The organism is Priestia megaterium, from assembly GCF_009497655.1.
Lineage (GTDB): Bacteria > Bacillota > Bacilli > Bacillales > Bacillaceae_H > Priestia > Priestia zanthoxyli.
The window spans coordinates 262,999-275,300 of sequence record NZ_CP023317.1 but is presented as its reverse complement, the minus strand read 5'-3'; the positions used below and the strand labels follow the sequence as shown (position 1 = coordinate 275,300).

The following is a 12,302-nucleotide window of genomic DNA, read 5'->3' as shown; positions in this document are numbered from 1 at the left end:
TCATCCTTTATTTATTTAACTAAACATTTCATCTAGAAATATGTAACGTGATACAGAAATTTTCGCAAAAAAAGAAAGACAAGCTTTTACCCTCGTCTTTCTAGTATATTGCCTTTTTGCTATACTTCAAACTTTTTTTCTTTTCGACTTTTATTAATAAATGAAAAAATGAGGAGTACGACCAGGATAACCGCACATACGCTTGATCCAATCACATTGTTTTTGTTAAACATAAACGATACAAAAATAACAAGCAGTGCTGCTGTTGCAAAGAGCGTTGTATAAGGAAACCACTTTAAGGCAAAAAACGGCTTTTCTTTATACCCTTTACGCAGCTTTAATTGAGCTAAACAAATGCTCACCCAAATGAGAATGATCGTGAAACCTGGAATAGTCATTAAATAACTAATTACATTATCCGGCGTTTTATAGGCTAAAAATAAACCTATTAAAATACAAGCAGCCGTAATCATTAACCCATTAATCGGAATACCGTTTTTCGAAACTTTCAAGAAGCGCTTTGACGCTTCCCCGCTTTGAGCCATAGCATAGAGCGTACGCGAAGTTGCATACATCCCTGAATTGGCTGCTGATAAAACGGCCGTCAATAAAACGAAGTTCATAATGTGAGCCGCACCTGGCAGACCGGTAATACTAAACACTTGCACAAAGGGACTGTCTTGCCCCGATACAGAATTCCAGGGCATAAGGCCGCAAATAATTAAAATAGGCAAAATATAAAAGCCAATCACTCGCCATACTGTGCCTTTAATTACTTTCGGTAACACGTTTTTTACATCTTTTGTTTCCGTTACGGCCACACCAATTAGTTCAGCTCCCCCGTAAGAGAACATCACAATTAAAAAGGCACTCAGCACACCGCTCATGCCGTGAGGGAAAAAGCCTCCATGAGCCGTATAATTTGCCCAAGGGTTTTGCACATCGCTTGGAATTACACCGAATAAAATGAAAGCTCCCAAAATGATAAAAGCAGTAAGAGCAATTACTTTAATACCGGCAAACCAAAACTCAATTTCTCCGTAATACTTCACTTGAAATAAATTCATCCCTACAATCAGCACTGCACAGAGAAAGCTTAAGAGCCAAAGAGGTACAGAAGGGAACCAAAACTTCAAAAAGCTTCCTCCCGCAAGCAGTTCAACAATCGTCACAACAATCCAGTTCACCCAGTACAGCCACCCTACAATAAAAGAGGTTTGCGTACCGAATGCCTTATGCACTAAATTTTGTACGTTCATATTCGGATAGACAATTGCCATCTCCGCTAGTGCTGTCATTACAATAAATAAGATAAGGCCGCCAAATAAATACGCAAGTACAACACTTGGTCCTGCAATACCTAGCGTGTCAGCGCTACCTTTAAAAATGCCTGTCCCAATCATGCCGGCAAGTGCAATGAGCTGCACATGACGAGGCAACAGACCTTTTTTTAAATTTTGATCTTGTTTTCCCATAATGCCCGTCCCTTCTGTTCATTTTACGTGTTAGTTTAACCAAATCACTTCTTGCACAAAAACCCCTACCGGATATTCAGTAGGGGTTGGACCAACACTGTTTTTTTCTTCTATATAATGAATGAAAATAATCTCATTTAATCACTGTTACTTTAGTCATTTTATGCGTTGCAACAATGCATTGTCAATGTTATTTATTTTCCAAAAATAAAGTCAAAAGAGTATCTACACCCTTTTGACTTCTAGTCTTCGTGCAATGACTGATAAAGCATAGTTTACAATAAAATACATCATCGCAATGATCAAAAACATCGGCACCACGTAACTTTGTTTCTGTCCATAAATGATTTGAGCATTATGCAGCAAATCAGGAAGCGCGATGACCACTGCAAGCGACGTATCTTTTAATAATGAAATAAATTGACTAACTAAAGGAGGTACCATTCGTCGCAAAGCTTGTGGCAATACAATAAAACGAAGCATTTGGTAATAGTTTAAACCTGATGAACGTGCCGCTTCAATTTGTCCTTTTTCAATTGATTTTAATCCGCTTCGGATAATTTCTGAAATCATAGCAGATTCAAATACAGTGAGGGCCACAATCGCTGCTGACGTAATTTCCATATCAATTCCGATTTCAGGTAAAGCAAAGTATGTAAAAAAGATGATTAAAAGAAGCGGCAAATTCCGGATAATTTCTACGACAAAAGCGAGTACATGAGACAGAACTGGAATGCGGGCATACCTTAAAATACCTACTATACTTCCAATAATAAAACTTAACACAATCGAAATGAATGCCACTTTTAAAGTGACCCAAAATCCTTCCATTAAGAAGGAAAGGTGATCAGGAGAATAAGCACCCATAAAATCCATCACTTTCACTCCTTTCAGCTTGTTTTACCAAGACGTTTCTCAAGATAACCAACTCCTAAACTCAACGGAATGGTTAGAACTAAATAAAACAGAGCCACAAAAATATACACATCAAACACTACATAAGTTTGAGAGGAAACAAGATCTGCCTGATACATTAAATCAAAACCAGCAACAATCCCTAGCACGGATGAGTTTTTCACTAAATTAATAAATTGATTCCCAAGAGGAGGAATGACAATTTTAATGGCTTGAGGCAATATAATGAATCGCATCGCCTGACCGTACGTAAGGCCGGATGAACGCGCCGCTTCAAGCTGCCCTTTTGGAACTGCCATAATTCCCGCTCGTATAGCTTCGGCGATAAAAGCTGCCGTATAAATAGTGAGTCCCAGCACTCCGGCTGCTGTACCGCTGATTCCTGCCACAATAAAAATAAAAAAGACGATAACCACAAGTGGAATATTTCGAATAAACTCTACGTAGACAGTGCCAATTACATTTACTATTTTGAGAGGAGCTATTCGCATTACCGCAATGATTGTACCAAGTACAAAACTGGCCACTAAAGCAATCAGACTGGCGATAATGGTGTACTTAAAACCTTCTAAATAAAGATCCATATTGTTCGTAAGAATTGAAAAATCCAGCAATTTTCTTCCTCCTTTCAACTAAACAAGCAGGATGAGCATAATGCTGCTCATCCTGAGAAAAGAAAACTGTACGCTTATTGTTTGATCCACTTGTCGTGAATTTCATCATATTTTCCAGAGTCTTTCATCTTTTTAAGCGCATCGTTTAATGCATCTACAAGCTCTTTGTTTCCTTTTTTCACAGCAATGCCATAAGGCTCTTCTGTGAACGGCTTTCCTACTAATTCATAAGAAGGATCTTCATCAGCCATTCCATAAAGAATAGCATCATCAGTTGTTAAAGCATCTCCTTGCTTAGATTTTAAAGCGGTAAATGCTTCTGCATAGTTTTCAAACTCTAATACCGTTGTCTCCGGTGCTTTTTCGCGAATATTAATAGCTGAAGTTGATCCTTTAACAGCCAACACTTTAGTACCTTTCTTCAAATCATCAACGCTTTTAATTTTACTGCCTTTTTTCACAAGAAGAGACTGGCCAGCTTGAAAATACACATCCGTAAAATCCACTTCTTTTTTACGCTCATCTGTGATGGTCATTGTTGCAACAACAGCGTCAATATCTCCTTTTTGAAGAAGAGGAACCCTTGTTTTGGACGTAACTTCTTTAAATTCTACCTTGTTTTCATCTCCTAAAATCTCTTTAGCCAGCTGCTTAGAAATATCAACATCAAAACCTTCTACTTCACCCGTCTTTGGATTCTTTAAGCCAAACAAACGCGTATCATTTTTAACTCCAATGACAATTTTCCCTCTGTCTTTGATTTCAGTGAGCGCATCTTTTTTAGCTGATGATCCACTCGTTTCTTCACTTTTCCCTCCACAAGCCGCTAACATCATAGCCGCTGCTAATGAAAGCACGGCTGCCTTTAAAAACGTTTTTGATTTCTTCATATTACTCCCCCTATTAAACAATTAATGATTTAAAATACGGCTAAGAAATAAACGTGCCCTTTCTTCTTGCGGGTTTTCATAAAACTCAGCCGGAGTTGCCTCTTCTAAGATTTTTCCTTGATCCATAAATACAATGCGGTCTGCTACTTCTTTAGCAAACCCCATTTCATGAGTTACAACTACCATCGTCATTCCTTCTTTAGCCAATGTTTTCATGACATCCAGCACTTCTCCAATCATTTCTGGATCAAGAGCAGAGGTAGGCTCATCAAAAAGCATAATCTCTGGTTTCATCGCAAGTCCCCTCGCAATGGCTACACGCTGCTGCTGGCCGCCTGAAAGCTGGGATGGGTAGGCGTTGGCTTTTTCACCGATTCCTACTTTATCCAAATAGTATAGAGCTGTTTTCTTAGCTTCTTCTGACGACTGTCCCAGTACTTTCATAGGCGCTAAGGTGATATTTTCTAAAACCGTTTTGTGCGGATATAAATAAAAATGCTGAAACACCATACCTATATTGCGGCGCAGTTTGTTAATATTTGTTTTTTTATCTGCAACTAATATATTATTTACCGTCAATTGTCCGTTAGATATTGTTTCTAAATAATTTATGCATCGCAGCATCGTGCTTTTACCCGAACCCGAAGGTCCAATTACGACGACAACTTCACCTTTTTTAATCGTTAAATTGATATCTTTTAATACGTGAAAATCACCGTAATATTTGTTCACTCCGTCAAAAACAATCATTTTCCTCCTCCTAATCTGCGAACAACAATAAATATTTAAATTTTTAAAATATGTTAAAAATTATATTCTTACCCTTAAAGCAAAGTCAACAGTTGACAAATTATCTCTTTTTTGTAATCAAAATGAACTATCTTCAAATAAAATATGCTAGAAAAATAAAAGGTTTTGTTGGCATTTGCCGATATGTAAGCATACGTTCGCTAGGCTGAAGGTACTTGTATAAGCTTAATCAATAGATTATATTAGTTAACGCATATCTTTATACGAATTGTCTTTCATTTTTCTAGGGCAGTTCTCTCTAATCAGCCCTTTTTCTAATTATCTGTCTATCACTTTATTATATTAATATATATAATTCTCTTAGCAGTAAATTAATAAAAAAGTAAATACAAGCTTCCATTCATGTTAGAGGTTCTGACATAAATATAGTGAAATTATATTATTTCTCTAAAAAACACACGCTTTATTAGCGTGTGTGGCCTTTTATATTTTCCGGACTCATTTGAAAATGCGGATAGTCTTTAAAACCTTGCCAATCTCCTCCCCATTCAAACCCTAAACTTTTTGCGATATCTACAACCTCCATCCAATCAGACCGATTATTGTTATTACCGTCATATTTCATGTCCCAAATAACTTGTCCGTCTTTTAACCCAATAGCAAAATCAATAGCTAGTCCATAGTTATGATAAGACTGGCCGCCCTTTGAATAGGTAACAATGTTGCCTTCTTCCGTCCTGCCTTTTGCATAAAGCTTATCTTGTTCTTCTTTTGAACGGAAACCTTCCGTAATGACAATCGAGATTCCTTGGTCGTTTGCTTGTTGAACAAGTTTATTTTTCTTTTCTTCTACGACAGGATGCAACTCAGCTGCTCCTGAAAAATCTTTTAACGTTGGACCTGGCTTTAACTCATCGCGAAACAAAAATAACAGGCTTACCGCTATCACAACTATCAAAGCTATTGCCAATTTTTTAAGAACGTTCATCTATATAAAGTCTCCATTCTTTTTTGCTGTTACTTAGATAAAATCATATCGAATTTCATTTTGTTATCCAATAAAAGAGCTGTAGTGTTCAACAAACGTCTATATTTTTTCGTTTTTTATCTATTTTCACCATTTTTTCACTATTGGTGGTTACATTAACAATTGTGGACAGCTCTGTACCACACCCCTATAACTTTTAAGGAGTGACAACAGCATGAAAAAGAAACTATTCGGTTATATCATGGCAAGCGGTTTAACAATAGGAGTTATGGCCGCTGCAAACTCCACGGCATTTGCAGCAAGCAAAGATGAAACAAGCTCTTCAACGGTTGTAGAGCGAACAAATGGCAATACAACAACTACGAGTGATGCAACACAACAAAAAGTTGATGATATTATGAAAAAAGCACAGGAAAAATTACAGAAACTCGGCGTAAGCTTACCTCAGCATCATAAAGAAGGCCCCTTTAGCAATTTAGATGCTGGTACAAAGGCAAAAGCCAAAGCTGTTATGGATCAGCTTCGCGACGGCACCCTGACTAAGGAACAAGCTGAAGCCAAATTAAAAGAACTTGGCGTAGACTTTCCTGAACATAAAGGCGGTCCTTTTAGCAATCTAGATGCAGCCACTAAGAAAAAAGCCAAAGCTATTATGGACCAGCTTCGCGACGGCACCCTGACTAAGGAACAAGCTGAAGCCAAATTAAAAGAACTTGGCGTAGACTTCCCTGAACATAAAGGTGGTCCTTTTAGCAATCTAGATGCAGCCACTAAGAAAAAAGCCAAAGCTATTATGGATCAGCTTCGCGATGGCACGCTGACTAAGGAACAAGCTGAAGCCAAATTAAAAGAACTTGGCGTAGATCTTCCTGCTAAAAAGAAAGATTTTCTAAATGGTTTAGATGCTGAAACAAAAGCTAAGGCCGAAACCATTTTAGAAAATGCAAAAAAAGAAATTCAAAAACTCGGTGTCACAATGCCGTTTGAAAAGAACGAGCACAAAGCTCAATAACTAAAAAAAGCTACTTGGCTGTTGAGAGCCAAGTAGCTTTTTTATGATGCAGTTTTCCGTTTCACTAATGCCATGTATACACCTAATGCTAATAAATCACAGACCATAATCACAATGCCCATCGGCAGAGCATTTTGCCCTCCTCCAAGTCCCACAAGAGGAGCTACGGCTGCTCCGAGCAAGAACGGCAGCAATCCTAGAAGCGCTGAAGCACTCCCTGCATTAGAAGCTTGATTTTGCATAGCAAGTGAAAAAACGGTTGTGTTCACAATTCCTACGCTTGATACAACAAAGAAAAGCAAGATGCAGACCAAAATAACGGATGTGTGAGTAGCAATTACAGCCACTAAAAGCACGCTTCCAACGGCTGCTTGAAGCAATCCATACATGAGAAGAGTAGCTTCTTTTACTTTACCAGCTAAACGTCCTGTCACTTGAGTAGCTATAATGAGACCAAAACCGTTAATAGCAAAAACAAAACTGAACATCTGCGGAGACAGTCCATAAATGTCTTGAAGAACAAATGTAGAGCCTGAAATATAAGCAAACATAGCGCTCATAATAAAACCTTGCGCCAGCGCATATCCCACGAAGACACTATCTTTTAGCAATACGCTAAATGTACGCAGTACTTCTGTTAATCCACCTTCTTTACGGCGTTCAGCCGGCAGCGTTTCTTTCAAGCCAAATAAAACGGCAAAAAACATTAGTGCACCAATTACGGCTAACACACCAAATACTCCGCGCCACGACATAACCGTCAGCAGCTGTCCACCGGCAACCGGAGCCAAAATGGGAGCTAAACCATTTACGAGCATGAGCATGGAGAAAAACTTTGTTAAATCCGAACCTGAAAACAAGTCTCGCACGCTTGCTCTTGAAATAACCATTCCTGCTGCTCCCGCCATGCCTTGAATAAATCGTAAAACGATAAAAATCCAAATAGAAGGCGCAAACACGCATAACACAGAGGCAGCTGCATAGGTGATTAATGCTGCTACAAGCGGCTTTTTCCTTCCCCGGATATCACTGAATGGCCCCATTACCACTTGCCCAAATGCCAAGCCTAATAAGCAAGCTGTCAGACTGACCTGGGCTAAAGAAGCTGACGTATGCAGTTCTTTAGCAAGCGTCGGCAGCGCTGGCAAATACATATCGATTGATAACGGTCCAAATGCGCTTAGTGAACCCAAAATTAAAATAAATAAAATGCGATTTCCTCGGCTTAAAGACATTCCTTGGGAAATACTTTGCTGATTCATCTATTGTTGTCTCTCCCTTCAGCAGTTTTACAATAGTCTCATCTTAAACCCTCCAGCAACTGGATAGTCAAGACGTAATTCGAATTTGAATTTCCGTCAGCCGCTCTTCTTCATGATGAGAAATAAATGAATCTACAATTCGCCGAATTAAAAAAGGCCCTTCTGCTTTGTATCCTTCGGCTTTAATAAAGTTCAGTAACGTATCGTAATAGACTCCTGTGGTATCTCTCTTTTCTCTCATATAAATAGATGCGTAATCGCCTTCAGGTATTAACGTAACGAGTTCATGCTTAAAAGAAACATCGCTTTCGACCAATAAAAAAATGCCATCGTAATCTGTAAATTGTTGTTTTTTTGTGTTTTCTACAGATAGTATAAACCCTACTTTCCCAATCATAATCGGGGTAATATGACTGATTTTCTTTTTTAAATCACGCAGAACACTTTCAGTTCCGTCTAACGTACCTACCTCTGCTTTTACTTGCACAACCTCACGAGAAGGAAGGTGTTTGATGAACGGGGCTCCTATTTGGTTAATATGTCTCGTCTGTTCTAATTCCTTCATTCGAGTTGTTAACTGCGCATTCACTCTTTGAAGGTGACGAATTTTTTCTTTTGTTACCTTCTGATATTCCGCTAAGGTTTCAATAAATTCGTCCAAGCTGCTGTGCTCCATTTTTCTTTTAATTTCTTTTAACGGAACTCCCATCAGCTTTAAATAGACAATGATATCTAATTTCTTAAATTGTTCTAACGTATAATAACGATATCCAGTTTGCGGATCAACTTCATAAGGCTCGAACAGACCAATTTCATCATAATAGCGAAGTGTTTTAATCGGAATATCGTGCAGTCTGGCCATTTGCCCAATCGTAAATTTGTTTTGCACTATAAGTTCACCTTCTTTATGTAAAGCTGCTTGCACTTAAAGCAAGCAACACCGTAATTCTCATCATTCATTTAGTTCTTGTACAAGCTCTTCCACAATAAGATGTGCAGGCAGTTCTTTTGCCAGCGTAAATCCAGTTCCTGCCCACAAAGAAGTGTACTCTGGATTATTCATTTGTGTAGCTTTTGTTCGAATAGGCTTTGTCATGTAATGAATATGAGGGTAAGCGGATGGTGCTGATTTATCATAGGAAATAAAAAAGGCATTCACAAATCCTCTAGCACGTTTCCCTGTAAAAGCTCTTGTAACACCTGTTTCATTAAAACGCTTTTGAAGAATGCTTTCTTTATGAAGAGCACTCGCTCCGCTTTCTGGACAACAAATAAAAGCCGTACCTAACTGAGCGGCAGAAGCTCCTTCTTGTAATACACGTTTGATGTCAGACCCCGTCATCAAGCCTCCCGCAGCAATTAATGGCTTTTTAGTGATTAGACGGACTTCTTTCAGCAAATTTATAAGCGAAAAGTCCACCGAACTCTCTAAAAAAGTAGACCGATGGCCGCCGGCTTCAATTCCTTGCAAGCACAGCGCATCTGCTCCTGCTCTCAAAGCCACTTCGGCTTCTTGAGGTGTTGTAATCGTAACGAAAATATGACTTCCAATTCCCTTTAAGCTTGCTACAATCTCTCGATCCGGGCACCCAAATGTAAAGCTCACAGCAGGTACTCGATGTTTTTGAATGATGTCGAGCTTGGCACCCCATTCATCATCATCATTCTTTGGTATGCCAACTTGACACTCCAAATATCCAGCGGCTTTTGACAATTCTTTTTGATAACAATCAAGTGCATCAACTGCTACTTTTTCATTTGTCGGAACAAACAGATTTACTCCAAAAGGTTTTTTCGTAAGTGAGTGCATCTCTATAATTTCCTGCTCCAATTCACGCGCACTTTTATATCCCGCGGCTAAAAACCCTAGCCCTCCGCTATTAGATACAGCTGCAGCTAGTTTAGGCGTCGAAACTCCTCCTGCCATAGGAGCTTGTACAATTGGATACTCACATATATTTTCCACACTTATCACCTCAGCCCTTCATGCGTTCTCTCTTCATTCTACTACAACCCCAGAAAAAAAAGCCCTCCAAAAGGGCTTTTCTTCCATATATAGATTATGCTCATTTCAAAAATTGGGATCATAAATGACGCTTAGGAATGCGCACTACCTGACTATTCCCTCAAAGGTTCACCTATGCGGATGGCACTAACCCCGAAAGGGGAGTGACAGCCGCTCAGGTTTAGAAAGCCAGACCTGATTGTTTTTGGATCAGGTCTGGCTTTCTACATCAATTACTTATAGTGGAGGAATTTTACGCATACAGCTTCTGGAACCGTAACGTTAGATTGAAGAAGCGTTAGCTTTCCACTTTCTTGGTCTCTTTCAAACAGCACCAAGTTTCCTGTTTCTTGATTAGACGCCACAATAAATTGTTCGGTTGGATCTAAAACAAAATCGCGCGGCCAGTCGCCTTCAGTGCCTGTCCATTCTACGAATGTTAACTGTCCAGAATCCTGGTCTACTTTGAATGTTGCAATCGAGTTATGTCCGCGATTTCCTGCATAGACAAAGCGGCCGTCTGAAGAAATGTGGATCGCACTCCCTTGATTATTTTCTGTAAAATCAGCCGGAATTGCTAAAGTAGCTTGTTGTTGAGTAAAGCTTCCTGTGCTTTCGTCATACGTTAAAAATAAAACTTCGGAGCTGAATTCTGTCATTGCATACGCATAGCGGCCATTTGGATGGAACGTTAAATGTCTAGGGCCCGAACCAACAGATGTAGAAAGGCTGTTGACTTCCTTCAATTTATTCTCTTCCACTTCATATGTCACAATTTCATCAATACCTAGGTCCACAACGGCCACGTGCTTTTCTCCAGGAGTAAAATCGGCATAGTGTACGTGTGGTTTTCCTTTTTGTCCTTTTTTGAGGTCTGAATGAGGATGTTCCACTACGGATGCTACATATTCAATTTCTCCTGTTTCTTCATTAACAGAATACGTCTCAACGCTCCCTTTATGAAAGTTAGCAGATAAAACAAGCGTATTATCTTCATTCACTGAAACATAGCAAGGAGGCGCGCCGTCTAGCAGCTGTTTGTTTACAAACTTTAGTTGACCCGTGTTTGGATCAACCTTAAAAGCAGCTACTCCGCCTTTTTCTCCTTCTTTAATAACTGTATAAAGATGTTCGTTGTCTTTGCTTGCATTTAAGTATGTAGGGTTTTCAATTTTAGCCACGGCTTTTACTTCTACAATCTTTTTAGCCTTCGTATCTAACGTAAATGTATAGACACCTTCACTGCCTGCTTTTGTATATGTACCTGCAAATCCAATAAATTTTCCATGTTCACTCATTTTCCTATACCCCTCCTAAAGAATTGTTTCGTTTCATTTATTTTACTATATCATACCGCATTTGTTATAGAGAATGCTCCAATTCAACGTTCATTTATCAGTTTTCCCTACATGCCTATCGTCAAACCCTTCCTTTTTAAGCCTGCATCTTGCATTTTCCTACCATTGGGCGTTATGATTAAGGATGATTTTATATCGCCCCATAGCAGACGGTTCCTGTATTTCTTAGATTTTTAAATAAAGAAGAATCGACTGATGAATAGTCGACTTTCATCGCTATAACTGCTGCTCAACTTTTTTCGTAAAGTTACATCAAAAAAGGAGTGAACAACAATGATCACATTAAAAAGTGAACGCGAAATTAATTTAATGCACGAAGCAGGTAAACTATTAGCTTCTTGTCATAAAGAAATCGCTAAAATGATCAAACCAGGCATAACAACAATGCAAATTGATAAATTTGTTGAAGAGTACTTAGCAAAGCACGGAGCAACGCCGGAACAAAAAGGATACAAAGGATATCAATATGCAACGTGCGCTTCTTTAAATGATGAAATTTGCCACGGTTTCCCAACAACTAAACCGTTAAAAGACGGGGATATTGTAACCATTGATATGGTTGTAAATTTAAACGGAGGCTTAGCAGATTCCGCATGGACTCATACCGTTGGAGACATTTCAGACGAAGCACAGCGTCTAGTAGATGTTACATACGAAGCGCTTTTAAAAGGAATCGAGCAAGCACAGCCAGGAAACCGTACAGGTGACATCGGCCACGCTATTCAAAGCTATGTAGAAGGCGAAAAGTTCTCTGTCGTACGCGACTTCACAGGACATGGAATTGGAAATACCATGCACGAAGCGCCTACAATTCTTCACTACGGAAAAGCCGGCAAAGGTACACGTTTAAAAGAAGGTATGGTTATTACGATTGAGCCAATGGTAAACGCTGGTACATGGCATTCTAAAATGGATAAAAACGGTTGGACTGCTCGTACAACAGACGGTAAATTATCCGCTCAATTTGAACATACGCTTGCGATTACGAAAAACGGTCCTCTTATTTTAACAGCACATTAAAAAACAGCCCTTT

The 12,302-nt window shown here is 39.1% G+C and carries 12 protein-coding genes; 2 read left to right on the top strand and 10 right to left on the bottom strand.

Features of this window, described 5'->3' with window-relative positions; all coding sequences use genetic code 11:
* Positions 1-119 precede the first annotated feature (119 nt).
* The 6 genes from CEQ83_RS01495 to CEQ83_RS01470 all read right to left on the bottom strand — a co-directional run bounded on the left by CEQ83_RS01495 (position 120) and on the right by CEQ83_RS01470 (position 5,632).
* Entirely contained in the window at positions 120-1,475 is a 1,356-nt protein-coding gene (locus tag CEQ83_RS01495; RefSeq protein ID WP_155016974.1) for an amino acid permease, read from the bottom strand.
* A 225-nt stretch (positions 1,476-1,700) separates the two neighbouring features.
* Positions 1,701-2,351 (bottom strand): amino acid ABC transporter permease, encoded by a 651-nt coding sequence (locus CEQ83_RS01490; RefSeq protein WP_098112284.1) that lies wholly within the window; start codon positions 2,349-2,351, stop codon positions 1,701-1,703.
* A gap of 14 nt (positions 2,352-2,365) precedes the next feature.
* Positions 2,366-3,004, bottom strand: a complete 639-nt coding sequence (locus CEQ83_RS01485) for an amino acid ABC transporter permease (protein ID WP_013055074.1) — start codon at positions 3,002-3,004, stop codon at positions 2,366-2,368.
* 74 nt (positions 3,005-3,078) lie between these two features.
* Positions 3,079-3,894: a transporter substrate-binding domain-containing protein gene (locus tag CEQ83_RS01480; protein WP_033580702.1), complete on the bottom strand. Its 816-nt coding sequence runs from the start codon at positions 3,892-3,894 to the stop codon at positions 3,079-3,081.
* Between the two features lie 21 nt (positions 3,895-3,915).
* Positions 3,916-4,644: an amino acid ABC transporter ATP-binding protein gene (locus CEQ83_RS01475; protein ID WP_028410185.1), complete on the bottom strand. Its 729-nt coding sequence runs from the start codon at positions 4,642-4,644 to the stop codon at positions 3,916-3,918.
* A gap of 466 nt (positions 4,645-5,110) precedes the next feature.
* On the bottom strand, positions 5,111-5,632 hold the full coding sequence (locus tag CEQ83_RS01470) for a M15 family metallopeptidase (protein WP_048021637.1): 522 nt from the start codon (positions 5,630-5,632) through the stop codon (positions 5,111-5,113).
* Between the two features lie 214 nt (positions 5,633-5,846).
* On the opposite strand from CEQ83_RS01470, the gene CEQ83_RS01465 reads away from it, so the two are divergent.
* A complete protein-coding gene (locus tag CEQ83_RS01465; protein ID WP_099330581.1) occupies positions 5,847-6,644 on the top strand; it encodes a hypothetical protein in 798 nt (265 codons plus the stop codon).
* Positions 6,645-6,685: 41 nt separating this feature from the next.
* Here CEQ83_RS01465 and CEQ83_RS01460 read toward each other — a convergent pair whose 3' ends face one another.
* The 4 genes from CEQ83_RS01460 to CEQ83_RS01445 form a co-directional block, all read right to left on the bottom strand.
* On the bottom strand, positions 6,686-7,906 hold the full coding sequence (locus CEQ83_RS01460) for a multidrug effflux MFS transporter (protein WP_028412507.1): 1,221 nt from the start codon (positions 7,904-7,906) through the stop codon (positions 6,686-6,688).
* Between the two features lie 67 nt (positions 7,907-7,973).
* Entirely contained in the window at positions 7,974-8,795 is an 822-nt protein-coding gene (locus CEQ83_RS01455; protein WP_028412508.1) for a MerR family transcriptional regulator, read from the bottom strand.
* A gap of 63 nt (positions 8,796-8,858) precedes the next feature.
* Positions 8,859-9,872 carry a nitronate monooxygenase gene (locus CEQ83_RS01450; protein ID WP_099330580.1) on the bottom strand — a complete coding sequence of 338 codons (1,014 nt, stop codon included), beginning with the start codon at positions 9,870-9,872 and terminating at the stop codon, positions 8,859-8,861.
* Between the two features lie 272 nt (positions 9,873-10,144).
* Positions 10,145-11,209: a lactonase family protein gene (locus CEQ83_RS01445; RefSeq protein WP_099330579.1), complete on the bottom strand. Its 1,065-nt coding sequence runs from the start codon at positions 11,207-11,209 to the stop codon at positions 10,145-10,147.
* A 333-nt stretch (positions 11,210-11,542) separates the two neighbouring features.
* Here CEQ83_RS01445 and map point away from each other — a divergent pair, with 333 nt between their 5' ends.
* Positions 11,543-12,289 carry a type I methionyl aminopeptidase gene (map, locus tag CEQ83_RS01440; protein ID WP_025752900.1) on the top strand — a complete coding sequence of 249 codons (747 nt, stop codon included), beginning with the start codon at positions 11,543-11,545 and terminating at the stop codon, positions 12,287-12,289.
* The last annotated feature ends 13 nt before the right edge of the window (positions 12,290-12,302 follow it).

What these genes read in the sequence shown, in the direction of transcription:
- CEQ83_RS01465 (WP_099330581.1), top strand. Translation starts at nt 5,847, where the DNA reads ATGAAAAAGAAACTATTCGGTTATATCATGGCAAGCGGTTTAACAATA.
- CEQ83_RS01475 (WP_028410185.1), bottom strand. Translation starts at nt 4,644, where the DNA reads ATGATTGTTTTTGACGGAGTGAACAAATATTACGGTGATTTTCACGTA.
- CEQ83_RS01445 (WP_099330579.1), bottom strand. Translation starts at nt 11,209, where the DNA reads ATGAGTGAACATGGAAAATTTATTGGATTTGCAGGTACATATACAAAA.
- CEQ83_RS01480 (WP_033580702.1), bottom strand. Translation starts at nt 3,894, where the DNA reads ATGAAGAAATCAAAAACGTTTTTAAAGGCAGCCGTGCTTTCATTAGCA.
- CEQ83_RS01490 (WP_098112284.1), bottom strand. Translation starts at nt 2,351, where the DNA reads ATGGATTTTATGGGTGCTTATTCTCCTGATCACCTTTCCTTCTTAATG.
- CEQ83_RS01470 (WP_048021637.1), bottom strand. Translation starts at nt 5,632, where the DNA reads ATGAACGTTCTTAAAAAATTGGCAATAGCTTTGATAGTTGTGATAGCG.
- CEQ83_RS01460 (WP_028412507.1), bottom strand. Translation starts at nt 7,906, where the DNA reads ATGAATCAGCAAAGTATTTCCCAAGGAATGTCTTTAAGCCGAGGAAAT.
- map (WP_025752900.1), top strand. Translation starts at nt 11,543, where the DNA reads ATGATCACATTAAAAAGTGAACGCGAAATTAATTTAATGCACGAAGCA.
- CEQ83_RS01495 (WP_155016974.1), bottom strand. Translation starts at nt 1,475, where the DNA reads ATGGGAAAACAAGATCAAAATTTAAAAAAAGGTCTGTTGCCTCGTCAT.